This window comes from Brevibacterium sp. UBA7493 (genome assembly GCF_002479565.1).
Classification (GTDB): domain Bacteria; phylum Actinomycetota; class Actinomycetes; order Actinomycetales; family Brevibacteriaceae; genus Brevibacterium; species Brevibacterium luteolum.
Map to the genome: position 1 here is coordinate 84,552 of NZ_DLOD01000021.1, position 23,952 is coordinate 108,503.

At 67.3% G+C, this 23,952-nt stretch carries 23 protein-coding genes and 2 tRNA genes; 10 read left to right on the forward strand and 15 right to left on the reverse strand.

Going from position 1 to position 23,952, the window contains the following annotated elements:
• Window positions 1-4 precede the first annotated feature (4 nt).
• From B4E96_RS12410 to B4E96_RS12420, 3 genes are all read right to left on the reverse strand, one after another.
• A tRNA-Lys gene (locus B4E96_RS12410) sits at window positions 5-77 on the reverse strand.
• An 84-nt stretch (window positions 78-161) separates the two neighbouring features.
• Entirely contained in the window at window positions 162-455 is a 294-nt protein-coding gene (locus tag B4E96_RS12415; protein ID WP_102161615.1) for a GroES family chaperonin, read from the reverse strand.
• 32 nt (window positions 456-487) lie between these two features.
• Complete coding sequence (locus B4E96_RS12420) at window positions 488-772, reverse strand: DUF3618 domain-containing protein (protein ID WP_102161613.1); 285 nt, start codon at window positions 770-772, stop codon at window positions 488-490.
• Window positions 773-974: 202 nt separating this feature from the next.
• Between B4E96_RS12420 and bcp the strand changes: the two genes are divergently transcribed.
• Both bcp and B4E96_RS12430 read left to right on the forward strand, forming a co-directional pair.
• Window positions 975-1,448: a thioredoxin-dependent thiol peroxidase gene (gene bcp / locus B4E96_RS12425; RefSeq protein WP_286957824.1), complete on the forward strand. Its 474-nt coding sequence runs from the start codon at window positions 975-977 to the stop codon at window positions 1,446-1,448.
• A 179-nt stretch (window positions 1,449-1,627) separates the two neighbouring features.
• A tRNA-Leu gene (locus tag B4E96_RS12430) sits at window positions 1,628-1,709 on the forward strand.
• Between the two features lie 58 nt (window positions 1,710-1,767).
• Here the strand turns inward: B4E96_RS12430 and B4E96_RS12435 are convergent.
• The 4 genes from B4E96_RS12435 to B4E96_RS12450 all read right to left on the reverse strand — a co-directional run bounded on the left by B4E96_RS12435 (window position 1,768) and on the right by B4E96_RS12450 (window position 8,370).
• On the reverse strand, window positions 1,768-3,135 hold the full coding sequence (locus B4E96_RS12435) for an osmoprotectant NAGGN system M42 family peptidase (RefSeq protein ID WP_286957826.1): 1,368 nt from the start codon (window positions 3,133-3,135) through the stop codon (window positions 1,768-1,770).
• 246 nt (window positions 3,136-3,381) lie between these two features.
• On the reverse strand, window positions 3,382-5,076 hold the full coding sequence (ngg, locus tag B4E96_RS12440; RefSeq protein ID WP_286957828.1) for an N-acetylglutaminylglutamine synthetase: 1,695 nt from the start codon (window positions 5,074-5,076) through the stop codon (window positions 3,382-3,384).
• An 81-nt stretch (window positions 5,077-5,157) separates the two neighbouring features.
• Entirely contained in the window at window positions 5,158-6,966 is a 1,809-nt protein-coding gene (locus B4E96_RS12445; RefSeq protein WP_212753884.1) for an N-acetylglutaminylglutamine amidotransferase, read from the reverse strand.
• A 75-nt stretch (window positions 6,967-7,041) separates the two neighbouring features.
• A complete protein-coding gene (locus B4E96_RS12450; protein ID WP_286957831.1) occupies window positions 7,042-8,370 on the reverse strand; it encodes a class I SAM-dependent methyltransferase in 1,329 nt (442 codons plus the stop codon).
• Window positions 8,371-8,523: 153 nt separating this feature from the next.
• Here B4E96_RS12450 and B4E96_RS12455 point away from each other — a divergent pair, with 153 nt between their 5' ends.
• A complete protein-coding gene (locus tag B4E96_RS12455) occupies window positions 8,524-8,925 on the forward strand; it encodes a universal stress protein (protein ID WP_170273316.1) in 402 nt (133 codons plus the stop codon).
• Here B4E96_RS12455 and B4E96_RS12460 read toward each other — a convergent pair.
• The 3 genes from B4E96_RS12460 to sucC form a co-directional block, all read right to left on the reverse strand.
• Window positions 8,906-9,688: a hypothetical protein gene (locus B4E96_RS12460; RefSeq protein ID WP_170273315.1), complete on the reverse strand. Its 783-nt coding sequence runs from the start codon at window positions 9,686-9,688 to the stop codon at window positions 8,906-8,908. The two genes, B4E96_RS12455 and B4E96_RS12460, sit on opposite strands and share 20 nt — an antisense overlap.
• Before the next feature lie 630 nt (window positions 9,689-10,318).
• Entirely contained in the window at window positions 10,319-11,215 is an 897-nt protein-coding gene (gene sucD / locus B4E96_RS12465; RefSeq protein ID WP_286957834.1) for a succinate--CoA ligase subunit alpha, read from the reverse strand.
• A 24-nt stretch (window positions 11,216-11,239) separates the two neighbouring features.
• Window positions 11,240-12,409: an ADP-forming succinate--CoA ligase subunit beta gene (sucC, locus tag B4E96_RS12470; RefSeq protein WP_259834100.1), complete on the reverse strand. Its 1,170-nt coding sequence runs from the start codon at window positions 12,407-12,409 to the stop codon at window positions 11,240-11,242.
• A gap of 330 nt (window positions 12,410-12,739) precedes the next feature.
• Between sucC and B4E96_RS12475 the strand changes: the two genes are divergently transcribed.
• Genes B4E96_RS12475 through B4E96_RS12485 form a run of 3 tightly spaced genes read left to right on the forward strand, consistent with a single transcriptional unit; the run spans window position 12,740 to window position 14,848 of the window.
• Window positions 12,740-13,258 (forward strand): MarR family winged helix-turn-helix transcriptional regulator, encoded by a 519-nt coding sequence (locus B4E96_RS12475; protein ID WP_165882397.1) that lies wholly within the window; start codon window positions 12,740-12,742, stop codon window positions 13,256-13,258.
• Window positions 13,259-13,271: 13 nt separating this feature from the next.
• On the forward strand, window positions 13,272-14,003 hold the full coding sequence (locus B4E96_RS12480; RefSeq protein WP_217007043.1) for a tyrosine-protein phosphatase: 732 nt from the start codon (window positions 13,272-13,274) through the stop codon (window positions 14,001-14,003).
• 17 nt (window positions 14,004-14,020) lie between these two features.
• Window positions 14,021-14,848: a hypothetical protein gene (locus tag B4E96_RS12485; protein WP_170273310.1), complete on the forward strand. Its 828-nt coding sequence runs from the start codon at window positions 14,021-14,023 to the stop codon at window positions 14,846-14,848.
• Window positions 14,849-14,868: 20 nt separating this feature from the next.
• Here the strand turns inward: B4E96_RS12485 and B4E96_RS12490 are convergent, their stop codons facing one another.
• The 5 genes from B4E96_RS12490 to B4E96_RS12510 all read right to left on the reverse strand — a co-directional run bounded on the left by B4E96_RS12490 (window position 14,869) and on the right by B4E96_RS12510 (window position 20,154).
• A complete protein-coding gene (locus tag B4E96_RS12490) occupies window positions 14,869-15,423 on the reverse strand; it encodes a hypothetical protein (RefSeq protein ID WP_102161592.1) in 555 nt (184 codons plus the stop codon).
• Between the two features lie 4 nt (window positions 15,424-15,427).
• On the reverse strand, window positions 15,428-16,540 hold the full coding sequence (locus B4E96_RS12495) for an adenosine deaminase (RefSeq protein ID WP_259834109.1): 1,113 nt from the start codon (window positions 16,538-16,540) through the stop codon (window positions 15,428-15,430).
• A 23-nt stretch (window positions 16,541-16,563) separates the two neighbouring features.
• Window positions 16,564-17,760, reverse strand: a complete 1,197-nt coding sequence (locus B4E96_RS12500; RefSeq protein WP_170273307.1) for a BMP family ABC transporter substrate-binding protein — start codon at window positions 17,758-17,760, stop codon at window positions 16,564-16,566.
• Window positions 17,751-18,926 carry an amidohydrolase gene (locus B4E96_RS12505; RefSeq protein WP_102161588.1) on the reverse strand — a complete coding sequence of 392 codons (1,176 nt, stop codon included), beginning with the start codon at window positions 18,924-18,926 and terminating at the stop codon, window positions 17,751-17,753. Before B4E96_RS12505 ends, B4E96_RS12500 begins: the two co-directional genes overlap by 10 nt.
• A 112-nt stretch (window positions 18,927-19,038) precedes the next feature.
• Window positions 19,039-20,154: a mannose-1-phosphate guanylyltransferase gene (locus B4E96_RS12510; protein ID WP_170273306.1), complete on the reverse strand. Its 1,116-nt coding sequence runs from the start codon at window positions 20,152-20,154 to the stop codon at window positions 19,039-19,041.
• 345 nt (window positions 20,155-20,499) lie between these two features.
• On the opposite strand from B4E96_RS12510, the gene sdhC reads away from it, so the two are divergent.
• From sdhC to B4E96_RS12530, 4 genes are read left to right on the forward strand one after another with little or no spacing between them, the layout of a single operon-like run.
• The gene (sdhC, locus tag B4E96_RS12515; RefSeq protein WP_102161584.1) at window positions 20,500-20,877 is read left to right on the forward strand and encodes a succinate dehydrogenase, cytochrome b556 subunit; all 378 of its coding nucleotides are present in this window, start codon (window positions 20,500-20,502) and stop codon (window positions 20,875-20,877) included.
• A gap of 5 nt (window positions 20,878-20,882) precedes the next feature.
• Window positions 20,883-21,329 (forward strand): succinate dehydrogenase hydrophobic membrane anchor subunit, encoded by a 447-nt coding sequence (locus B4E96_RS12520; protein WP_102161582.1) that lies wholly within the window; start codon window positions 20,883-20,885, stop codon window positions 21,327-21,329.
• Between the two features lie 57 nt (window positions 21,330-21,386).
• Window positions 21,387-23,147, forward strand: coding sequence for a succinate dehydrogenase flavoprotein subunit (sdhA, locus tag B4E96_RS12525; RefSeq protein ID WP_102161580.1), 1,761 nt, complete (start codon window positions 21,387-21,389; stop codon window positions 23,145-23,147).
• Complete coding sequence (locus B4E96_RS12530; RefSeq protein WP_170273305.1) at window positions 23,147-23,938, forward strand: succinate dehydrogenase iron-sulfur subunit; 792 nt, start codon at window positions 23,147-23,149, stop codon at window positions 23,936-23,938. The genes sdhA and B4E96_RS12530 overlap by 1 nt, the downstream gene beginning before the upstream one ends.
• Window positions 23,939-23,952: the final 14 nt, after the last annotated feature.

The following is a 23,952-nucleotide window of genomic DNA, read 5'->3' on the forward strand; positions in this document are numbered from 1 at the left end:
TCTGTACACCCCCCGGGACTCGAACCCGGAACCCACTGATTAAGAGTCAGTTGCTCTACCAATTGAGCTAGAGGTGCGAACGAGAGACAACTCTACACATCCGTCGGCGGCTTGCAAAATCAGATCCAAGCCTCAGCGCCGAATGTGGTGAGGTTCACGCCTTAGAGGTACAGGCCAGTTGATTCTGAGGCTCTCTGCTCGGAGATCGCATGGACGTCCCGCTCCCGCAGCAGCATGTACGTCGTGGCCTCGAGCTCGACCTCAGCGCGCTCCTCAGGATCGAAGAGCACGGTGTCTCCCAGCTGCACCTGCCGGACATGAGGGCCGGCTGCCACGACGCTGCCCCATGCCAGCCGCTTGCCCACCTCAGCCGTGGCCGGGATGACGATACCGGCAGCCGAGGTGCGCTCACCGAGCTCCGCGTCCGGCTCGACGAGGAGCCGGTCGTGGAGCATGCGGATGGGTAGCGACGATGTCTGGCCCACGTTCAGCGCTTGGCCCTAAGGACAAGCAGGGTGACCAGCGCGGCCGAGGCGAGCACGGCACCGCCGATGAGAGCGACGCGGTCGGCCTTGACCGAACCGTCGTCGTTGATGACGACGGACTTGGCGTTGTCGGTGGCGCGACGGGTCAGCGCCTTCGGATGCACCCGGCCGACGAACTCGTCGATATTGGCAGCCAGCCGCTGTTCGCGCAGTCGGATCGACTCTTCAAGCTGGGACTTATTGGCGCTGTCGACGGTGACGTCGGAGGTGTAAACATTGCTGCTCATCAGGATGCTTCCTCACTCACGAAGGGGCTGGCGTGCAGGAGACCGGCAGGTGCCCAGACAGTGGCGGCAGATGCCGTCGTCCCACATCATTGTCTCTGCTTCTAGAGCTTACCGGTTCACGCCGGATATGGTGGAACCGGCGTTCGACGAGTCGAGCGCCGCAGCTGTGAACGCGGCACCCGTGCACCTGAAAGGAATGAGCATGCCCCGTCTTGAGGTCGGCGACACCGCCCCTGATTTCACCCTGCCCGCAGCGGACGGCGCGGAGGTGACGCTCTCGGACTTCCGCGGCCAGCGCGTCGTCGTGTACTTCTACCCTGCTGCCATGACCCCAGGCTGCACCACCCAGGCCTGCGATTTCCGCGATTCGCTCGCAGCCCTCCAGGGTGCCGGTCTGCAGGTCCTCGGCATCTCCCCGGACAAGCCGGAGAAGCTTGCGACGTTTAGTGAGAAGGAGTCACTGAACTTCCCGCTGCTCTCCGATGCCGACAAGTCGGTCATGACGGAATGGGGTGCCTTCGGGGAGAAGAAGAACTACGGCAGGATCGTCCAGGGTGTCATCCGCTCCACTGTCGTCGTCGATGCCGACGGTACGGTCGAACACGCCCAGTACAACGTCAAGGCTACCGGCCACGTCGGTCGGCTACGCAAGCAGCTCGGCATCGACGAAGGCTGACCGGACGGTCACCGAGGCCGCGCCTCGGGACCGGACCCGCGCCTCGGGACCGGCCCCGCACATCGGGGCCGGCGCGTCCCTACGCAACCGGCCCGGCACACGCAGGGTTCTGCGCCCTCATCGTGTGCCAGGCCGGTTCGCCGCCGGGCAGGCGGCTGGTCTAAGCTGGTGAGCGCTTCGCGCGAGTGGCGGAATTGGTAGACGCGCTGGATTTAGGTTCCAGTGTCTGCGGACGTGAGGGTTCGAGTCCCTCCTCGCGCACCGTTGTCCCCTCAGCCGTACCGCAGCCCCCAAGCGCGCCGGCCCCCGGGACCGGCGCTCACTCCTCGTCCCAGCCCTCCGGGCCGACCCCGTTGGCATCGACCGGCTCATCGGCGCCGCGATAGCGCGGCACATTGAAGATCGCACCCTCATGCTGCCGGTCGCCGACCCGTTCGGCGATGGCCGGCTGACGCTGGGACGGGAAGTCGCGCAGCCCGCCGAGGCGGTGCTCATCCCACTTCTCCAGCGTCAGCGGCGTCTGCAGCCACAGGGTCACAAGCTTCGCGCACTGGATGAGCGAATCGACGTGAGTGCGCTCCCAGCCGTGCGAACCGTCGAGCCCGAACGCCATGAGTGCCGCACGCGCACCGGCTCCGGCCTCCAGCGCAGCGGCGACATCGGAGCGGTAGTAGGTGAAGATGTCGCGGGCCATGTCGAGGCCGTGGCGCTGCCCGAGCCGGATGAGCTTGCGGGTCAGGTGGTAGTCGAAGGGGCCGTGCATGTCCTTGAGCGGGATCGTCACCCCGCGCTCGAGCGAGTTCTGGTTCGGGGCGCACACGGCGTTGTCGATCGAGACGAGCTCGGCGACGTTCTGTGACACACCGGCCGAGGCGCCGTGGCCGACCTCCTCGAAGATCGTCACGAGGATCGTCGTCTTCACCGGCAGGCGCAGCTTGCCGTCGATGGCGCTCTTGGCTGCGGCGAGCGCGATCGCGACACCGGCCTTGCCGTCGAGGTGGCGGGAGTTGATGTAGCCGGACTTCGACATCGACGAATGCGTCATGAGCGCGACCGTGTTGCCGACCTCGATGCCGAGCCCCTCCAGGCCGGCCTTGTCGCTGACGGCCTCGTCGACGCGCACCTCGACCTCATCCCAGCTCACCGGCTGCTCATCGACCTCGTCGCCGTAGGCGTGGCCGGAGGTCTTGAGGGGCAGAATCGTACCGGTGTAGACGACATCGGGGAACTCGGTGATGATCTGCACGCGCGCCCCTTCGGCGAACCGGGAGGAGAAGGTGCCGACCGGCACGACCGACAGCCGGCCATTGACCTTGAGCTTCGAGACCATGCAGCCGATCGTGTCGGCATGGACGACGATGCAGCGCTCGGCGTCGATCTCCTCATGCAGGTCAGCATCGTCGGCCTCCCCGTCATCCGTGCCCGAGGCGGCAGGCAGTTCGACGATGAGCGCACCTTGGCGGGTGAGCTGGGCGTTGAGCCCGAGGTCGGCGACGATGTCGCCGATGAACTGCATGACGGCGTCGGTGCGTCCCGAGGGAGAGGGGGTGCGCAGCAGGCGGAAGAGGATGTCGAGCATCCACCCCTGGTCGATGACTCCGGGTGTGAGATCAGTGAATCCGGTGGCATTGTCGTTGCCGAGTTCAGCGACGTTGTAGGCGCTGTCGGCGGTGTCGTCGTGGGGCACTCTGACTCCTCCTTCTGTCGTGCTCAAGGGGGCGTCCGCACAGCCGGTCGGCGGCGCGGACGGTGGCGGGCATGCCGGGCATGCCCGCACAGTGGCCACCATAGCGCCCGCAGGCGCTGTGGCCAGCCGCATGTCAGAGTCTGGAGGGCCTTTCGAGGCGGCTCCCGGCACGCACTCAGCCCCCGCCTCGGGCCCGGTGGGGCCGGTTCGCGGGGGCGTTAGGCGTAAGTTTGCTGGGCCCGGGGGTCAGTTCGTCGGGTCGGCTGGCTTGTCCGGTTCCCACGCCCACGGGGTGCGCTTGGAGTTGGGGAACAGGTAGTCGACGAACTCGGCGGCGACCGGCTGCGGCTCGTGGTTGGCCAGGCCGGGGCGCTCATTGGCCTCGATGAAGACGTAGTCGGAGCCCTCGACGTCGGGGACGAGCAGGTCGATGCCGGTGACCGGGATGTCGATGGCCGCTGCGGCGGTGATCGCGGCCCTCGCCAGCTCCGGGTGCAGGCGGTCGGTGACGTCGTGGATGGTGCCGCCGGTGTGGAGGTTGGCGGTGCGCCTGACCTGCAGTCGCTTGCCGGGTTCGAGGATGTCGTCGAGGCTGTAGCCCTCCTCGCGCACTGTCGCCTCGGTCGACTCATCGAGCGGGATCTTTGACTCCCCGCCGGTGGCTGCTGCCCGGCGCTTGGACTGCTTGCGGATGAGCTCGGCGACCGGGGTCTTGCCGTCGCCGACGACGGCGGCCGGCCGGCGGATCGCTGCGGCGATGACGCGGCCGGTGATGACGAGGATGCGCAGGTCCTCACCTTCGCAGAACTCTTCGAGCAGCACCTCGGAGCCCTTGCCTCCGGCGCGGCCGAGTGCGTCCTTGAGCTCCTTCTCCGTCTGCACGCCGATCGTGATGCCAGCCCCCTGCTCGCCGCGCACCGGCTTGACGACCAGCGGACCGTACTCGTCGAGGAAGTCGACGTCGCCTTCGTCGAAGGTGGCGTTGCGGCCCTGCGGGACGCGCACGCCGGCGGCTTCGACGATCTTGCGGGTCACGCGCTTGTCCTCGCACCGGCTCATTGCCACCGCCGAGGTGTACTGCGACAGCGACTCGCGGGTGATGACGGTCCGGCCGCCGAATTCGAGCTGGATGTAGCCGGTGTCGGCATCGAGAACGCTGACGCGGATGCCGCGTCGGGTGGCCTCATCGGCGATGATGCGGGCGTACGGGTTGAGCTCGTCGAGGCCCTCGATGCGCGGCTGGGCGTAAAGCTGCTCGTTGATGGCGTTCTTGCGCTTGACGCCGTAGATCGGCATGCGGGTGAAGCCCATGTGCTCGTACAGGCTGATGGCGGCTTCGTTGTTCCACATCACCGACAGGTCCATGAATGCCGCACCGCGTTCGGCCAGCAGGCGGGCGAGTGCGACGACGAGGAACCGGCCGAGGCCGCGGTGGCCGCTGGTCGTGTCGACCGCCAGCGTCCACAGTGAGGAGCCGCGTTCGGGGTCGTCGAACAGCTCGGAGTGGTCGACGCCGGTGACGGTGCCGATGATCTCGCCGGTCGATTCGTCCTCGGCGACGAGGTAGTGCATCGCCTCGGCGTTGTGGTGGTTGTCCCAGATGACGCTGACATCGGCAGGCACCATCGAGCGGGTGACGTAGATGCGGTTGATCGCCTCGCAGTCGGCCTCCGTCTCGATCGAGCGCACCTTTACGCCGGGCACCTCGACCGGGACGGGAAGCCGGTTCTCCAGGTCGAGCCGGTAGGTGTGGCTCGGGTCGATGAAGTACTCCTCCGGATGCAGTGCGACGAGCACATGCGGGTCCGTGAGGTACATGCAGATGTCGCGGGTGCCGCCTGCTTCGTCGCGCAGCACCCGGCCGATCTCCTCGATCTCTGCGAAGGTCTGGCCGAAAACGAGCCGGCCCCAGCCGAGCTCCTGGATGACGTCGTGCTTCATGGTCCCTCCTGCCGGGATGTGCCGAGACCACCGGGTGGGATTCCTGCCCCGGCCCGGTGGTGTCGGCGTGAAGTCGGTGGGTCAGGCTGCCGGGCCGGTGATCCCGTGGTTCTGCAGCCAGAGTTCGAGCAGGGCGATCTGCCACAGCCGGTTGCCGCGCAGCGGCGTGAGGTTCTCGTTCGGGGCCTTCAGCAGTGCCTCGACGGCGGCTGGCTGGAACAGGCCGCGGTCGCGGGCGACCTGCCCGGAGATCGCCTCGCGGACCTTCTCCAGGTATGGGCCCTGCAGGTGCTTGAGGGCCGGGACCGGGAAGTAGCCCTTGGGCCGGTCGATGACCTCGCTCGGGATGACCCGGCGGCCAACCTCCTTGAGGATGCCCTTGCCCTCCTGGGCGGTCTTGTACTCGGCGGGGCATTCGGCGGCGAGCTGGACGAGGTCGTGGTCGAGGAACGGCATGCGCGCCTCGAGCCCTGCGGCCATCGTCATGTTGTCCACGCGCTTGACCGGGTCGTCGACGGCCATGATCGTCGTGTCGATGCGCAGCGCCCGGTCGATGCCGGTGGTCGCACCCGGGCTGCGGAAGTGGGCGTCGACGTACTCTGTGGAAACATCGGAGCCGGTCATGAACTGCGGGGAGACGAGCTGGCCCATCTCCTCGTAGCTGCGGTCGAAGAACGACTGCTGGTAGCTGGCGAGCGCAGCCTCGACGTCGTCGCCGGCTTCGTACATCGGCGGGTACCAGTGGTAGCCGGCGAACACCTCGTCGGCCCCCTGCCCGGACTGCACGACTTTGACGTGCTTGGCGACCTCCTGGCTCAGCAGGTAGAAGGCGACCGCGTCGTGGCTGACCATCGGCTCGCTCATGACCCCGATCGCCTCGTCGAGGGCCGGCAGCATCCGGTCGGTGGAGATGCGCAGCTGGTGGTGGTTGGTCTTGAAGTGCTCGGCGATGACGTCGGAGTACGTGAACTCGTCGCCCTCTTCACCGCCGAAGGACTCGAAGCCGATCGAGAAGGTCTCGATGTCCTTCTGCCCGAGCTCGTCCATGAGCCCGACGATGAGGCTGGAGTCCAGGCCGCCGGAGAGCAGCACCCCGACGGGCACATCGGCGGCCAGCCGGCGGCGCACCGCTTCGCGCAGGCTGTCGTAGATCGCGTCCTGCCAGTCGGTTTCGGACCAGTCGGCCTTGTCCTCACCGGTGCCGTACAGCGGCTGCCAGTACTGCGTCTGCGTCTGCGAGCCATCGGTCTCGACCCACATGTAGGTCGCCGGCGGCAGCTTACGCACGCCCTGGAGCATGGTGAACGGCGAGGGCACCACGGCGTGGAAGGTCATGTAGTGGTTGAGCGCGACCGGGTCGATCCGGGTGTCGATGCCGCCGGCAGCCAGCAGCGCCGGAAGGGTGGAGGCGAAGCGGAAGGCACCGTCGACCTCGGCGAAGTACACCGGGCGCACGCCCATCCGGTCGCGGGCGATGAATACGCGCCCGGACTCCTCTTCGTGGATGGCCAGCGCAAACATGCCCTGGAACTTCTCGAGGGCCTTCTCGCGCCATTCGGCGAAGGCCTTGAGCACCACCTCGGTGTCGGAGCTGGAGCGGAAGGTGTGGCCGAGTCCGTGGAGCTCCTCGCGCAGCTCTTCGTAGTTGTAGATCGCGCCGTTGAGCACGATCGTCATGCGCACATCGGGGTCGTGCATCGGCTGCGCGCCGGTCTCCCCGAGGTCGATGACCGCCAGACGCTGGTGGCCGAGTGCGACCCGCCCGTCGTCGATGATGCCGTCACCGTCAGGGCCACGGCCGGCCATCGCCTTACTCATGGCCTCAACCGCGGCCTTCGCGTCCCTGTGTGGTGCCTGGGCTGTCGAGATCTGTCCGCAGATGCCGCTCACGCCGGCTCACATCCTTCAGGTAGGTTGCAGTGCTCACCATCCTATACAACGCACCACCCCGCAGCGCAGCCTCGGTCAGGCTCCTCGCACGGCGGTGACGACGGTGAATTTGCGGTCCCTGGCCCACTGTCGGCTGGCCCCGAACGTCCGCTCGACCGCACCACGGTAACCGAGGTGGGAGTTGTAGATGCAGACGAGTCTCCCACCAGGTTTCAGCATCCGGTGGGCTGTGCGGATCATTGCGTGTGCGGTGCCGGTTTCGATCGTGTGTCCGGTGTGGAAAGGCGGGTTGAGCACGATGAGATCGCAGCTGCCGGCAAGCGCATCGAGTGCCGGGTCGGTCTCGGCTGAGGCGTCGGCAAGGACGAGCTGGACGTCCGGGTTGCCTGTGCTCAGGGTGGCCGTGGCCGAAGCGAGGGCGGCTTTGGACACGTCGATCCCGATGCTCGTGGCTGGGTTCAGCAGCCCCTGGAGGTTGGCCAGCAGCCAGCCGTTGCCGCAGCCGAGGTCGGCGACCGTGAGCCCGGCAGAATCGTGACTGCCGGCAGCAGGAGTGAGCTTGGCGCGGTGGTCGATGAGGCTGGTGACGAGCACGTCGGTGCCGTGATCGATCTGGGTGCGGCCGTAGCAGGCGCCGTAGGCCGCGACCTCGAGGGGTGCTGCACCGGGCACGCGCAGCGGCCGGATGTCGCTGCGCGGGAACACCGGGGCAGCCTCGGCCGGTCCAGCACCGCTGCCGCCACGCGGGTGGCTGCCGATGATGAGCCGGCACTTCGCCAGCCCGGGTGAGACGTCGACTCGGTCGAACACCTCGGCCAGCTCCTCGTTGATCGCCGTGCTCATATGCTTCTCACGGCCGACGACGATGAACTCCTCAGCCAACCCGGCGGCCGCCTGCAGGTACTCCCGCAGCGCGGCCGTCGCCTTCGGTGCCGCCAGCACGACCCGGCAGCCAGGCGGGAAGATCTCCGGGCCGCCGGGTGCTCCGACGTGCCCGAGCTCAGCCGCGATGTGCGGCTGCGGCAGGCCTGCCTCAGTGAGGAGACCTGCGACCGCGCTCCCCCGACGCTCGCCACGCAGGTCATCCCAGTAGGCAGTGATCGCAGGGCCCGCGACGGTTGCGGCGGCCAACAGTGCGCCGTCTGCATCGTCGATGACGACCGTCGGCCGCGGCGACCACGCGGTCTCCGCCTGCTCCCCCTGCTCCCCACTCTGGGGGCGCCCGGAGATGTCGAGCCAGCCGCGGCTGCGGCCGAGCAGGTACTCGCACGCCAACCGGGAAGCCCCATGCCCGGCCGGCCAGTCCGGCCACAACCGGGCCACCACCTCGGCGGCGGAGCCGAGGTGTGAGCGCAGGGCGGTATGATCGGGCACACAGGCAACCGGCAGCAGAGACTGAACCATACCCACCAGTCTCCCACCAGTCCGGGGAGCGTGCGGATGTGACCGATGAAACGCCTGGTTCCATCTTCTGTTCGCCAGGCTCGGTCGATAGGCTTGTGAGCAGGACGTTTCCCGCGTGCGACAGCGAGAACCACGGCAGAGGAGCCAGAACGCATGACCATTCTTGTCGGATACACCCCCAGCCCCGAAGGCATGGCAGCCGTCGACTTCGGCATCGAGCAGGCGCGGGCGTTCGACGAGGCGCTGCTCGTGCTCAACGCCGGGATCGGGGAAGCGCACGAGGAGAAGGGCATCGCCACCGCCGAGAACCTCAAAGAGCTTGGCGACAAGCTTGAGGCCGCTGGGATTCGGCAGGAGCTCAAGCAGTTCCTGCGCGGCAACGACCCGGTCGAGGAGATCCTCGCCCTCGCCGAGGCGACGCCGGAGGTGCGGATGATCGTCATCGGTTCGCGTGAGCGCTCGCTGGTGGGCAAGCTCATCATGGGCTCGACCGCCCAGCGCATCATCCTCGGCGCCGAGGTGCCGGTCGTGTCCGTCAAGGCGAAGAAGAGCTGAGGCCGGGGCCTGTCGAGCTGCGGCGCCACTGCGGTGCGCGCTCGTCGAGCGCGGCCGTGAGGTCTGCCAGGAACTCCGAGATGTCGGTGCGCTTCGTGACCCGGAAGTACTCCCACCCGGCGGTGCGGAAGGTGCGCTCGCGCTGGATGTCATGATCCCACTGCCACGCATCCGTGCGGTGGTGCCCGCCCTCGTACTCGATGGCGATCCGCGCACCCCGGTAGGTCAGGTCCGGGTGGTAGAGCTGTTCGGCGCGCGGCAGCTGGATCGGCGCGCAGACGAGCGGAGTCGGCAGCCCGGCACCGACGATGTGCAGCCGAAGCCGCGTCTCCTGCGGTGAGCCGACCTTGTCGCGAGCGAGATCGAGAGCGGTGAGCAGGTTCTTCTTGCCGAAGACGTTGCGAGCCTCAAGCGCGGCAGCTCTGATCCGCTCGACTGTGGCCACCGGGTTCGTCCTCCACGTCCCGCACATCGCGTCGATGACGTAGACGAGCTCGCCGACGTTCATGACGCGTGCGAGTTCGTAGACGACGTAGTCCATGCGGTTGAGCCGGACGTTGTAGATGACGTGGGGTGCGTAGCATTTGGACCGGGCTGCTCTGATCCCGCGGCGCTGCAGGCTACTGCCTGCAGGCAGTGTGACGGTGAGCGGTTCGCCGCGCAACCGCTGAGGAACCGGCCAGCCCCGGAGGATCGCCGCGGTGATCTGTCCGCCCAACGCGTCCGGGCGCACAGCGTTGAGGCACGCGAGTTCGTACCGCACGCGATACCACTCTTCGTCTGCCCATGCCGGTCCGCTGGGCAGCGGCGCATGCGTCGGGACGGCGTGTGCACCGCGACAACCGGTCGCTGTCGGCTGGCTGCCGGTGTACCGGCGTGCGCGCGAGACGCCGCCCAGATCTGACACTGCAATGGGGGTCGGCGCGGCATGGAGCCTACCGTGGTTCCCTGCTGGGGCATCTGGTCGAATGCTCATGCCGAGAGCCTCTCCCCCACAGGGCTCTAGCGCGAGGGATTCTGCTGAGCTGTGGATACCCTCGAGGATGCCGGCCTGCTTGTGACCTGAAGTTGATTCCGTCCTTCGACGCCTTCAGAGACGCTTCGCAAGCCCCGCAAGCGTGGGCCGAATGGGCCCGACCGTCTGAACCGCGGCAAAGTTTGTAGACCTATTCATATTTCACCGGCCTCTGAATATGAATAGGTCTACAAACTTCTTCACCCATAACCTGCGCAGAGGCCGACGAGCCTCAGAAAGCCCACCCCCCTCGTGGAGTCAGGCCGGGCCCGCTCCCCTGCACAGCACTGCGGGCCCTGGTCGCAGTGACCAGCGCCCGCAGTATCAAGTAGCTGAACTGGGCTGTCAGCCGCAGCAGCTCTCAGCGCATCAGCTCACTCAGCCGAGCAGCTCGCGCATGAGGCGAGCGGTCTCCGACGGGGTCTTGCCGACCTTGACGCCTGCAGCTTCGAGCGCTTCCTTCTTCGCCTCGGCGGTGCCGGACGAGCCGGAGACGATCGCGCCGGCGTGGCCCATGGTCTTGCCCTCGGGCGCGGTGAAGCCAGCGACGTAGCCGACGACCGGCTTGGTGACGTTGTCCTTGATGTACTCGGCGGCACGCTCCTCAGCGTCGCCGCCGATCTCGCCGATCATCACGATGGCTTCGGTCTCGTCGTCGTTCTGGAACGCTTCGAGCGCATCGATGTGGGTGGTGCCGATGATCGGGTCACCACCGATGCCGATGCAGGTGGTGAAGCCGAGGTCACGCAGCTCGTACATCATCTGGTAGGTCAGCGTGCCCGACTTCGACACCAGGCCGAGCTTGCCGCGGTTGGTGATGTTGGCCGGGGTGATGCCGGCCAGCGACTGCCCGGGGCTGATGATGCCCGGGCAGTTCGGGCCGATGATGCGGGTCTTGTTGCCCTTCTCGCAGGCGTGCGCCCAGATCTGGGCGGCATCCTGGGCCGGGATGCCCTCGGTGATGATGACAAGCAGTCCGATACCGGCATCGATGGCTTCGAACGCGGCGTCCTTCGAGAAGGCCGGCGGCACAAAGGCAACCGAGACATCGGCGCTGGTCTTCTCCATCGCCTCGGCGACGGTTTCGAAGACCGGAAGTTCGACCTCGTTGCCGTCCTTGTCCTTGTGGGACACGGTGGTGCCGGCCTTGCGGGCGTTGACGCCGCCGACGATCTGCGATCCGGCTGCGAGCATCCGGGCGGTGTGCTTGGTGCCTTCACCGCCGGTGATGCCCTGCACGATGATCTTCGAGTCAGAGTGGAGGAAAATCGACATGATTCTTAAGCCTTTCGGATGGGATCAGCGGCTGGCGGCGAGTTCGGCTGCCTTGTCGGCGCCACCGTCCATCGTGTCGGTCAGGGTCACCAGCGGGTGGTTGGCGTCGTCGAGGATCTTGCGGCCCTCATCGACGTTGTTGCCGTCGAGGCGGACGACGAGTGGCTTCGAGGCGGTGTCGCCGAGGATCTCGAGAGCCTTGACGATGCCGTTGGCGACCGCGTCGCAGGCGGTGATGCCGCCGAAGACGTTGACGAAGACGCTCTTGACCTGGTCGTCGCCGAGGATGACGTCGAGTCCGTTGGCCATGACCTCAGCCGAGGCGCCGCCGCCGATGTCGAGGAAGTTCGCCGGCTTCACGCCGCCGTGCTCCTCACCGGCGTAGGCGACGACGTCGAGGGTCGACATGACGAGTCCTGCGCCGTTGCCGATGACGCCGACCTCGCCGTCGAGCTTGACGTAGTTGAGGTCGAGCTTCTTGGCCTTGAGCTCGAGGGGATCCTCAGCGCTGATGTCGCGCAGCTCTTCGTGGTCCTCGTGGCGGAAAGAGGCGTTGTCGTCGAGGGTGATCTTGCCGTCGAGTGCGATGATCTTCCCGTCGCCGGTCTTGACCAGCGGGTTGACCTCAACGAGGGTGGCGTCCTCTTCGGCGTAGACGGTCCACAGCTGCGTGAAGACCTCCGCGACCTTCTTCGCGTCCTCACCGTCGAAGCCGGCTTCGGAGGCGATCTCGGCGGCCTTGGCATCGTCGATGCCGGTCAGCGGGTTGACGTCGACCTTGGCGAGCGCTTCGGGGCGCTCCTTGGCCAGCGTCTCGATCTCGACGCCGCCTTCCTTGGAGCACATGGCGAGGTAGGAGCGGTTGGCGCGGTCGAGCAGGATCGAGAAGTAGTACTCCTCGGCGATGTCGGCGCCTTCGGCGATCATGACCTTTTCGGTCGTGTGGCCCTTGATGTCGAGTCCGAGGATCTCCTCGGCCTTGGCACGGGCGTCCTCGGGTGACTTGGCGAGCTTGACGCCGCCGGCCTTGCCGCGGCCGCCGGTCTTTACCTGGGCCTTGACGACGACGGTGCCGCCGCCGAGCTCGTGGGCTGCGGACTGTGCTTCCTCCGGCGTCTCAGCGACCCGTCCGCCGAGCACGGGCACACCGTGCTTCTCGAACAGGTCACGGGCCTGATACTCAAAAAGATCCACGTGAGTTCCTAACGTCAATGTTGGTGCCCCGGCGCGGGGTCGGCCCGTGTGCCGGGTGCTCCTTCTGCGGATGGCTGGGGTCACCGCCGCCGAGGCGGTCCCCACCTGAGTGCGGACCGCTGGGCTGGCATGGCTCCAGCGCATGTCGACCATTCCTCACTTTAGTATCCTTCGGCGGTTTGGCCACATCGTCAGGCAGGTGAATCCCGCGCCCGCAGTGTGATTGTGCTGACGTCTGGGCGGCGCTGCCGCCGCCTGGAGGTTCCTTGACATCAAGATGCTTTGCGGGAAAGTATCTTGACGCTGGCCCTATCGCAGTAGAATGGGGTCATGGATGAAGTCGATCGGATCGTAGCGGCATGGCGGCGCGAGCGCCCCGATCTCGATGTCGCCCCGATGGAGGTGCTCTCGCGGGTCTCCCGGCTGGCCAAACAGCTTGACAAGGCGCGCAAGTCGACCTTCCACGACCATGAGCTGGAGGTCTGGGCCTTCGACGTGCTCTCGGCACTCCGCCGCGCGGGTGAGCCCTACGAGCTCTCCCCCTCCCGGCTCATCAGCGAGATGATGGTGACGTCTGGGACGATGACCAACCGCATCGACCGTCTCGTCAAGGTCGGCTGGGTCTCTCGCCGCCCGGATCCCAAGGACCGCCGGTCGATCCTCGTGACTCTGACCGAAGTCGGCAAGCAGAAGGTCGACAACGCCCTATCCGACCTCCTCGTCCATGAGGCCGACCTGCTCGCCGAGCTGACCGACGCCCAGAAGCGCAAGCTCACCGAGCTGCTGCGCACCCTGTCAACCGGTTTCGAGACCGGTTCCCGCATCGTGACCCCGGAGACTGCCACGTGAGCACTGATCGCTCTTGACCGCTGACCGCTTCCCCACCGTCGACGGTGCCCTCGGCCCGCGCGATCTCGGCGGCCTGCCCGCCGCTGGGGGCCTGACCCGCCTCGGGCGCGTGTTCGCTGGAGGGCGCCGCGAGCTCATCACCGCCCGCGGGGTCGACCAGCTGGCTGATCTGGGGATCCGTTCGGTCGTTGATCTGCGCGCCCCCGCCGAGGTGGGCTGCAGGCCTTCTGATCCGCAGGTTCCCGAGGCGGCCTGGGACCGGTTTGCGATCCGCACCTGCCCGGTCGAGGACTTCAGCGATGAGGCCTACGTCAAGGCGATCGACCACCCGTTCCTCAACCACCCCAAGCAGTACCCGCTGCTGCTGACCCACTTCCCGCGGCTGCTGGCCGGTGCGCTGGAGAGTCTCGCCGAGGCGCTGGAGACCGGCCCGGTGTACCTGCACTGCTCGGCCGGCCGAGATCGCACCGGTCTGTTCTCGGCCTGGATGCTGCAGCTGGCCGGTGTCGAACCGGCGGTCATCGCCGAGGAGTACGTGCGCTCACTGGCCGTCGTCAATGAGCACCACAAGACCTCCGGGCACCCGGTGGAGTACTTCATGGAGGCCGACGAGTTCGCCGCCTGGTCCGGGTCCCGCAAAGCAGCGCTGCTGGAATTCCTCGACCGTCATCCGGCCGAAAAGACGCTTGCGCAGCTGAGAATCTCCCCGGCACACGTGGCCGCCTTGGCCACTCTGCGGCCGTGATTCTCTAGACTCGACACATGAGCCGACGCCTCCTCATCTTCCCCGCCGCAGTGTGCGCCTCCGGTCTGCTGCTGAGCGGCTGTGCCGTCAACGAGTCCGAGCGCCCCGAGCAGCGCCCCTCCCTGTCGCCGGAGGAGGTCACCCCGGTCGAGACTCCGGACTCCGCTCCCCCGGTCGTCGTTGTCGACACTTCCCCGGGCGGGGCGAAGGAGAACGACCCGCTGTGGCAGGGCCTGGAGAAGGCCGCCGCCAACGGCGAGGAGGCCTACCTGAATGCCTACCTGCGCACCTTCGGCGATGTCGCCGATTCCGGCGAGGTGTCGCTGACCCCGGACATGCCCAACAGCGTGACCGTCAACGTCGATGCTGAGCAGGTGAGCGCGCATGAGGGCAGCTTCTACCAGGTGCTGGGCACCTTCGAGGTCGAGCAGATCGGCGATTCGGCGTTCACCCTCACAACGGTCAACGGCGATGAGATCGCCGAGCTCAACCCGCAGGGCCCGGATTCGCAGGCCCGCTGCACCGCCGATGACGCCCAGGACCGCATTGAGCTGGCGGCCTCGGATCTGGCCAAGGATCCTGATCAGCGTGAGGACATGCGCCTGCGCTGGGCTGCCGCGCCCGAGGTGTGGTGGGGCATCCAGCAGACAGCACTGTCCCTGCGTGATTCCGATGGCGATTTCGCCGGAGACTTCCTCGGCGAGGCCTGTGGCCCGTACCGCGATGGAGCCGGCAGCGGCGACGACGGCGGGTCAGGAGACGGCAGTGGGGCCGGTGACGGCTCAGGTTCCGATGACGACGTCACCTCGAACGAGGATTCCGAGCAGAGCGAGCTCGGCGGCTGATCCCAGCCGGCCCGGGCTCGTCAGTCGTCTTGCTGGTCGAAGTGCTGTTCGCTGCCGCCGGCGCCGAGCGCCTGTTCGTAGGCGCGCACGCTGGCGGGGCTGAAGAGCCCGAAGAGGCACAGCACTGCCGGCAGGATCGCCCCGACCTGCAGAGCCATGCCAGCACCCCACATCGAGAGCCCGAACAGCGCCTGGAGCAGCTGCCAGGCCACGGTGGCCGGGCGCGCCCAGCGGCGCATCCGGTGCAGCCCGCGGGCGACGAGCACGAGGCCGGTGGCCATGATGATGAACATGACGGCCAGCCCGAACAGGGAGCTGCGCAGCTCGGCCCCGGCGGCACCGCCGGTGCGCACGAAGAACACCGCAGCCACAACGAGCACGACCGCTTCGAGCACGACCATCGCGATGGCCAGCCACAGCGTCCACGGGCGGGTCGCCATCGGGGTGCCCGGGGTGAGCGGGCTGCCGGCTGCGCCTGCGGTCTCGTCGGCAGACGGGGCCGGCGCGGTGTCGGACGGGTGGATGTGAACGGAGTCGTCTCCCCCGGCGCTGCGCTTGCGTCGCTTGCCGCTCATGAAATCACAGGTCCAGGCGCTCGAAGCCCGGGATCACGAGGTCATCGAGGAACCGGTTGCGCGCATCGTGGGGCAGGAACGCCGCGCCCAGGGCGTTGACGGTCGCCCATTCGAGGTCTGGCTGCTGCCAACCGGCGCGGTCGACGAGCAGGCGCATCTCACGGGTCATCGAGGTCGCCGACATCAGCCGATTGTCCGGGTTGACGGTGATGGCGTAGCCGAGCTCCTTGAACCGGGTGATCGGGTGATCCTCGATCGAGGTCGCCGCCCCGGTCTGCAGGTTCGACGACGGGCACAGCTCCAGGGGCACCTGATGGTCGAGGATCCAGGCGGCGAGCCGGCCGAGGCTGCCGCTGCCGTTGTCCCCGGTGAACTGCATATCGTCGATGAGGCGCACGCCGTGGCCGATGCGCTGGGCGTGGCAGATCTGCACGGCGGCGTGGATGCTCTCCACCCCGGCGGCTTCGCCTGCGTGGATGGTGACCGGGAAGCACTCGCGGTGCAAAAGCTCGAAGGCGGCGAGGTGGTCAGCCGGCGGGAAGCCGTCCTCGGCACCTGCGATGTCGAAGCCGACGACGCCGCGGTCGCGGTGGCGCAGAGCGAGCTCGGCCACAGCGAGGCTGTTGTCGGCGTGCCGCATAGCGGTGATGATCTGGCCGGTGCGGATGAAGCGGCCGTTGTCAGCAGCGATCGCATCGGCTTCGTCGAGTCCGCGCTGGACTGCTTCGACGGCCTCGTCCATCGACAGTCCCTGCTGGACGTGCTGTTCGGGCGCCCAGCGGGCCTCGGCGTAGAAGACACCGTCGGCGACCTGGTCGAGCGCCCACTCCCGGGCCACCCGGGTCAGGCCCTCGGCGGTCTGCATGACGGCGATGGTGTGGTCGAAGGTCTCCAGGTAGCGCGGCAGGTCACCGGAGTTCGCGGACTCGGAGAACCAGCGGCGCAGCGCCTCGGCATCGGTGGCCGGCAGCTCATGGCCGACCTCGGCGGCAAGATCGATGATCGTCTGGGGGCGCAGGCCGCCGTCGAGGTGGTCGTGCAGCGACACCTTCGGCAGTTCGAGGATCGGGTCATCGGGGTCGACTCCGAAGGGAGTCTCAAAGAGTTTGGAATCCACGTCCCTCAGCTTACGGCATGGGGTCAGGGCAGTTCGATCTCCCCGGAGCGGATCCGCTCCTGCACATCGGCGACCTCGCGGCCGACCCCGGCGACTCCGGACAGCGGCACATCGGAGGCGACCATCGTAATGCCACCGTTTTCGATCGTGCCGCGGTAGCTGTGGGAGCGCACGAGCAGGTCACCGATCGGCTCCGGCTTCTGCCCGGCCGGTTCGAGTTCGCCGGCGAAACCGGTCTGCGGCCAGCCTTCGATGGTGGTCTGGAAGCCGGCGGCGATGTTGGGCACGATCGAGGCGATGACGTAGCGGCCGACCCGCCCGAGGGTCTCCGAGCCGTCGGCGCCGTACCACACGAGGGTGCGCTTGGGTTCGTCTGCGGGCGCCTCGGTGGGCTCGTCTGCAGGGGCGTCCTCCGCCTCGGGCCCGGCGGTCTCTTCGACCGGCGGGAAGTAGTGCTCCTGGAACCAGGTGAGCGAACCGCTGGCCGCACCCGAGGCGAAGGGCACGATGACATCAGCGTCGGCCTCGATCGCTTCGGCGGTGATGTCGAAGCCGGCGGCGGTGGTGTCGGAGACGGTGCGGCCCTCGATCTGGCCGGCGCGGTGGCTGCGCACGCGCTCGTCGTCTGCCGCATCGGTGTCCTCGTTGAACAGGTCGACGCCGGCGTCGAAGGCGGTGAGCAGTCCGCGGTTGTTCTCGAATCCGTAGGAGGAGTAGGCCGAGACGATGCCGGTCTTGGAGCTGGCGGCGGCGATGTAACCGGCGATGAAGGCCGGTTCGAGCAGGTCGAAGTCGACGGTGATGACGTTGTCCGGGAAGTCCTGACCGCCGGCTCCGGCACCGGCGGTGGCCACGGCCATCCACGCCTGTTCGGGGTGGCCGGCGGCGACCTCGGCGAGCATCTGCGCCCCACCGGGGCCGAGCAGCGCGGTGAGCGTGCAGCCACGCTCGGCGTAGTTCTCCAGCGCGCGGCGGGTGTCATCGAGGGAGTCGACGCGCTGGGTGGAGGTCGAGCCGAGGAAGTCGGAGCGCTGGGCGTTGGACACCTCGCCGAAGCTCAGCTGGCCGATCGAGCGGTCGTCGAAGCCGGCCGGTGAGGAAACCATGCAGCCGCTGGTGAGCAGCGGCTCGGTCGGCTCCTCGGAGCCGCACCCTGTCAGCAGCACCAGTCCGGGCACGATGAGGGCCGTGGTGAGGGCTGCGGCAGGTTTCAAGACCACGGGACTCCCAGGGCTCGAAGCGCCATCGCGGTGTAGACGCGGACGCTCATCTCCAGTGCGCGTTCATCGACGAGGTAGTCGCCTTGGTGGATATCGTACGTAATCCCGCCCGGCGTGCGGGTGCCCACGCGCACGAGCGCGCCCGGACAGTTCGTCAGGTACCAGGCGAAGTCCTCCCCGCCCATCGACTGCGGGGTCAGCTGCACGCTGCCCGGGCCGAGCTCATCGCGCACGGCGGCCTCGAGCAGGGAGACGTCCTCTTCGGTGTTGACCACCGGTGGGACGCCGCGGCGGTGCTCCAGGTCGACGGTGACGCCGTAGGGCCCGGTGACGCGTTCGACGAGGTCGGGCAGCACCTCGGCGACCTGGTTCCAGCCGTCGACGTCGAGGCAGCGCAGGGTGCCCTGCAGGAACCCGTCGGACGGCACGACATTGGGCGCGTGGCCGGCGCGGATCTCGCCCCACACGAGCGAGATCGCATGGCGGGGGTCGATGAGGCGTGAGAGCGTGGCCGGCAGGTCAGTGGTGAGCTTGCCGAGGGCGTAGACGAGGTCCTCGGTCAGGTGCGGGCGCGAGGTGTGGCCGCCGTGGCCGGAGAGCCGGATGATGACGGTGTCACCGGCCGCGGTGATCGGGCCGATGCGCGAGCCGACCTTGCCGACGTCGACGTTGGGGTCGCAGTGGATGGCGAAGACGCGCGGCACATCGGCAAGCACACCCTGGCTGATGACCTTGAGCGCACCGCCGGGGGTGACCTCCTCGGCTGGCTGGAAGATCATCCGGATCCGCCCGCCGAGTCCGCCGGGCAGCTCCTTGTGGATGGAACTCAGCACCCGGCCGGCTCCGGCCAGGGAGCTGAGATGGATGTCGTGGCCGCAGGCATGGGCGACGCCGGGCACCGTCGAGGCGAACGGGGTGCCGGTCAGGTCGTCGAGCGGCAGAGCATCGATGTCGGCGCGCAGAGCGGCGACCAGCGGGCCCTCGCCGACTTCGCAGACGACGCCGGTGCCCTCGAGGGCCTGCGGGTCGAGGTCGGCGTTGCGCAGGAACCCGAGGATCTTCTCCGTCGTCCGGAACTCCTCGTAGGACAGCTCGGGGTGGGCGTGGATGTCACGCCGGAACTCGAGCAGCTCATCGTAGAAGGGCGCAAGGTGGCTTTGGATCACAGCGTCCGATTCTAGTCAGCCGACCTGCGACGATCCTGGGCGGGCGTCCCAAAACTTCACAATCCGCTCAGGCGAGCCGGTGCCGGGTGGCGGTCCCGCCTCGGGCGCGGGGTCAGAGCAGGTCGTCCCGGCCCATCTCGGCGACCCGGCTGACGGCGGCCTTGACGTCCTGGGCGTGGGAGCGGGAGGCGACGAGCAGCACATCGTCGGTGTCGACGACGACGACATCGTCGAGCCCGACGAGGGCGACGAGCCGGTCGGTGCTGGAGAAGACCACGCCCGAGGTGTCGACGTCGACGATCTGGCATTCCTCGCCGATCGCGTAGACGGCTGAGGATTCGCCGGGCACCGGCTGGCGCAGCTTGGCCACCGAGTCGAAGTCGCCGACGTCATCCCAGCCGAAGTCACCGGGCACGACGATGACCCGGCCGGCCTCGGCGGCCGGTTCGGCCACGACGTAGTCGATCGCACGCTTCTCCAGTCCCGGCCACACCTCGGCAAGCTTCTGCTCGCGGGCGGACTCGTCGTGCCAGATGTCGGCGACCGAGCGCAGCGCGGCGTAGAGCTCAGGGGCCTGTTCGGCCAACACGGCGAGCATCGCCTCGGTGGTGGCGATGAACATGCCAGCGTTCCAGCGGTAGGAGCCGGAGTAGACGTAGGTTCGGGCGACCGAGGCGGCGGGTTTTTCGACGAAGGCGGCGGCACGGCGGGCGGCATAGGCGCCGGGGATCCCGAGGTGGGAGCCGGTTTTGATGTAACCGTAGGCGGTGGCCGGGTAGGTGGGGGTGATGCCGATGGTGACGATGTCACCGGTCTGCTCGGCGGCGGTGACTGCCTGGCCGATGACGTCATGGAACTCGGCGACATTGGTGATCGAGTGGTCGGCGGAGAAGGAGCCGATGATCGCCTGCGGGTCGGTGTCGTGGATGAGCATCGCGGCCAGGCCGATGGCGGCAGCGGAGTCCTTGGGCGAGGGTTCGGTGATGATCCGGTCGGCCCGCAGCTCGGGCAGCTGGCCGGCGACGGCTGCGGCGTGGCTGGTGCCGGTGACGACCCAGGTGCGGTCGGCGTCGACGAGTGGGAGGACGCGATCCCAGGTCGACTGGAGCAGGGTGCGGCCGAGGCCGAGGACATCATGGAGGAACTTCGGGGAGGCCTCCCGGGAGACCGGCCACAGCCGGGTGCCGGAGCCGCCGGCCGGGATCACTGCGTGGAAGTGCGGATTCATCGCGTCTCATCCTCCGTCTCAGACTGCAACTCTGGCTTGACTGCGGCGCCGGAGGCATCTTCGGCGCACCCCGCACCTGCCGGCCACGATACCGCCTCTCCTGCTCAGCACATGCACAGACGCTCACCGGCGCCTCAGCCGATGCGGACACAGACCCATCATGTTTACGGCACACTGGCATGTCCTAAATCTCACGCGAGATCTCGCGTCCGTTCTATGGACGCCTCTTTGAGGGGATTCACATCGAATCGGCAACAATGCCGCCGGGCAGATTGGCGATTCTCCCCAGTTCGGCGTAATTTCGAGTGGTACACATCTGTTCGCATTTCACTTGGAGGATGCCCCGTGGCCAATGCGTCAACGGGCACTCTGTACCGCGGAAATGAAGGAATGTGGTCTTGGGTTGCGCATCGCGTGACCGGCGTCGGCATCTTCTTCTTCCTGCTCGTACACGTGCTCGACACAGCTCTTGTCCGTGTCTCGCCTGAGGCGTATGACGCCGTCATCGCGACGTACAAGACCCCTCTGATGGCCATCGGCGAAATCGGCTTGGTCGCAGCCATTGTGTTCCACGCTTTCAACGGCCTGCGCATCGCCGCTGTCGACTTCTGGTCCGGCGGCCCGAAGAACCAGAAGAAGCTGTTCTGGGCAGTCATCATCGGCTGGGTCATCATGATGGCCGCGTTCCTGCCCCGACACCTGATGCACACGTTCGGAGGCTGAGGAACATGACGTCGACCATTCCCGCACCGCGCACCGGCTATGACCGGCACAAGTCCACGCGCTCGCGCTTCGAACTCTGGGCCTGGCTGTTCATGCGCCTCTCCGGCGTCGTGCTCATCGTGCTCATCTTTGGGCACCTGTTCGTCAACCTGTGGCAGGGCGAGGGCGTCCAGGGCCTCGACTTCGGCTTCGTCGCCGGCAAGTGGGCAAGCCCGTTCTGGCAGATCTGGGATCTGCTCATGCTGTGGCTGGCCATGCTGCACGGCACCAACGGCATGCGCACGATCATCAGCGACTACGCAGAGAAGCCGCGCACCCGCATGGCGCTGCTGCTGACGCTCTACATCGCCTCGGCGGTCATTATCGTGCTCGGCACGCTCGTGATCTTCACGTTCGATCCGTGCCCGGTCGGAGCCGATCCGTCGCTCATCCCTGACTTCTGCTCACGGTGATTGCGCCTCTCTCACTCGCCCCAACGGCTCTTTCCGGCCAAGGAGAATTGGATTTCTATGCAGGTACATGACTACGACGTGGTGATCGTCGGTGCCGGCGGCGCTGGAATGCGCGCTGCCATCGAATCCGGCCAGCGCGCACGCACCGCCGTGCTGACCAAGATCTACCCGACCCGCTCCCACACCGGCGCGGCACAGGGCGGCATGTGCGCCGCGCTGGCCAACGTCGAGGAGGACAACTGGGAGTGGCACACCTTCGACACCATCAAGGGCGGCGACTACCTCGTCGATCAGGATGCTGCCGAGGTGATGGCCAAGGAGGCCATCGACGCTGTCCTCGATCTGGAGAAGATGGGCCTGCCCTTCAACCGCACCCCGGAGGGCAAGATCGACCAGCGCCGTTTCGGCGGCCACACCCGCGATCACGGCAAGGCGCCCGTTCGCCGCGCCTGCTACGCTGCAGACCGCACCGGCCACATGATCCTCCAGACGCTGTACCAGAACTGCGTCAAGCACGGCGTCGAGTTCTACAACGAGTTCTACGTCCTCGACCTCATCATGACCGAGGTCGACGGCGTTCGCCGCCCGGCCGGCGTGGTGTCCTACGAGCTGGCCACCGGTGAGATCCACGTCTTCCGCGCCAAGGCCGTCGTCTTCGCCTCCGGCGGGTTCGGCAAGATCTTCAAGACCACCTCGAACGCCCACACGCTGACCGGTGACGGTGTCGCGGTTGCCTACAACAACGGCATCCCGCTGGAGGACATGGAGTTCTTCCAGTTCCACCCCACCGGCCTGGCGGGCCTCGGCATCCTGCTCTCCGAGGCTGCCCGCGGCGAGGGAGCGGTGCTGCGCAACGCCGACGGTGAGCGCTTCATGGAGCGCTACGCCCCAACCATCAAGGACCTCGCACCGCGTGACATCGTCGCCCGGTCGATGGCCAACGAGGTGCGTGAGGGCCGCGGCTGCGGACCGAACAAGGACTACGTGCTGCTCGACCTCACCCACCTGGAGCCGGCGCACATCGACGCGAAGCTGCCGGACATCACCGAGTTCGCCCGCACCTACCTCGGCGTGGAGCCCTACACTGAGCCGGTGCCGGTGTTCCCGACCGCGCACTACGCGATGGGCGGCATCCCGACCAACGTCAAGTCCGAGGTGCTGGCCAACAACACCGACATCGTCCCCGGCCTCTACGCCGCCGGTGAGACCGCCTGTGTCTCCGTGCACGGCTCGAACCGCCTGGGCACCAACTCGCTGCTCGACATCAACGTCTTCGGCAAGCGCGCCGGCATCGCCGCCGCGGAATACGCCAAGACCGCCGAGCTGCCGGAGCTGCCGGAGGGTGCCGCAGACCGCACCGTCGAGCTCGTCGACACGATGCGCGCATCGAACGGCACCGAGCTCGTCGGTTCGATCCGCAAGGATCTGCAGGAGATCATGGACGCCAACGTCCAGGTGTTCCGCACCGATGAGACCCTGCGCGAGGCACTCGACGAGATCGAGCGGCTGCGCGAGCGCTACCGCAACGTCGGCATCCACGACCGCGGCAAGCGCTTCAACCTCGACCTCCTCGAAGCGATCGAGCTGGGCTTCCTGCTCGAGATCGCCGAGGTCGTCACGGTGGCAGCCATCCACCGCAAGGAATCCCGCGGCGGTCACTTCCGCGAGGACTTCCCCGACCGTGACGACGAGAACTTCATGCACCACACGATGACCTACCTCGACCCGGACGGCGAGGCCGAGGGCATCAAGGGCATGCGCCTGGAAACCAAGCCGGTCGTCGTCACCCGATACCAGCCGATGGAGCGTAAGTACTGATGAGCGAGAATCAGAACACTGCAGAGCCTGCATCCAAGGTCGATCTCCCCGACCACCTCGGCGGTGGCGGCGGCGAGATCCCGTCCTTCGACTGCACCTTCCAGATCGCACGCTTCGACCCCGAGAAGGACGAGGCCCCGCACTGGGAGGAGTACAAGGTCACAATGCACGGCACCGACCGTGTGCTCGACGCCCTGCACAAGATCAAGTGGGAGATCGACGGTTCGCTGTCGTTCCGCCGCTCGTGTGCGCACGGCGTGTGCGGTTCGGATGCGATGCGGATCAACGGCCGCAACCGTCTGGCCTGCAAGACCCTGCTGAAGGACCTCGATACGAACAAGACGATCACCGTCGAGGCGATCAAGGGCCTGCCGCTGGAGAAGGACCTCATCGTTGACATGGAGCCGTTCTTCCAGTCGTACCGTGAGATCATGCCCTTCCTCATCACCTCCGGTCACGAGCCGACGCGTGAGCGCCTGCAGTCGATTGAGGATCGTGAGCGCTTCGACGACACCACCAAGTGCATCCTGTGTGCATCGTGCACCACCTCGTGCCCGGTGTTCTGGACCGACGGTCAGTACTTCGGTCCGGCCTCGATCGTCAACGCCCACCGCTTCATCTTCGACTCCCGCGATGAGGGCGGCGACATGCGCCTGGAGGTGCTCAATGACAAGGAGGGCGTGTGGCGCTGCCGCACCACCTTCAACTGCACCGAAGCCTGCCCGCGCGGCATCGAGGTGACCAAGGCGATCGCCGAGGTCAAGCAGGCGCTGCTCCAGCGCGCCTTCTGACCCACCACGCGCAT

Coding starts and splice junctions, on each gene's coding strand:
- B4E96_RS12415 (WP_102161615.1), bottom strand. CDS start 455: ATGCTCCACGACCGGCTCCTCGTCGAGCCGGACGCGGAGCTCGGTGAG.
- B4E96_RS12420 (WP_102161613.1), bottom strand. CDS start 772: ATGAGCAGCAATGTTTACACCTCCGACGTCACCGTCGACAGCGCCAAT.
- bcp (WP_286957824.1), top strand. CDS start 975: ATGCCCCGTCTTGAGGTCGGCGACACCGCCCCTGATTTCACCCTGCCC.
- ngg (WP_286957828.1), bottom strand. CDS start 5,076: ATGAAGCACGACGTCATCCAGGAGCTCGGCTGGGGCCGGCTCGTTTTC.
- B4E96_RS12450 (WP_286957831.1), bottom strand. CDS start 8,370: ATGGTTCAGTCTCTGCTGCCGGTTGCCTGTGTGCCCGATCATACCGCC.
- B4E96_RS12455 (WP_170273316.1), top strand. CDS start 8,524: ATGACCATTCTTGTCGGATACACCCCCAGCCCCGAAGGCATGGCAGCC.
- sucD (WP_286957834.1), bottom strand. CDS start 11,215: ATGTCGATTTTCCTCCACTCTGACTCGAAGATCATCGTGCAGGGCATC.
- B4E96_RS12475 (WP_165882397.1), top strand. CDS start 12,740: ATGGATGAAGTCGATCGGATCGTAGCGGCATGGCGGCGCGAGCGCCCC.
- B4E96_RS12485 (WP_170273310.1), top strand. CDS start 14,021: ATGAGCCGACGCCTCCTCATCTTCCCCGCCGCAGTGTGCGCCTCCGGT.
- B4E96_RS12490 (WP_102161592.1), bottom strand. CDS start 15,423: ATGAGCGGCAAGCGACGCAAGCGCAGCGCCGGGGGAGACGACTCCGTT.
- B4E96_RS12510 (WP_170273306.1), bottom strand. CDS start 20,154: ATGAATCCGCACTTCCACGCAGTGATCCCGGCCGGCGGCTCCGGCACC.
- B4E96_RS12520 (WP_102161582.1), top strand. CDS start 20,883: ATGACGTCGACCATTCCCGCACCGCGCACCGGCTATGACCGGCACAAG.
- sdhA (WP_102161580.1), top strand. CDS start 21,387: ATGCAGGTACATGACTACGACGTGGTGATCGTCGGTGCCGGCGGCGCT.
- B4E96_RS12530 (WP_170273305.1), top strand. CDS start 23,147: ATGAGCGAGAATCAGAACACTGCAGAGCCTGCATCCAAGGTCGATCTC.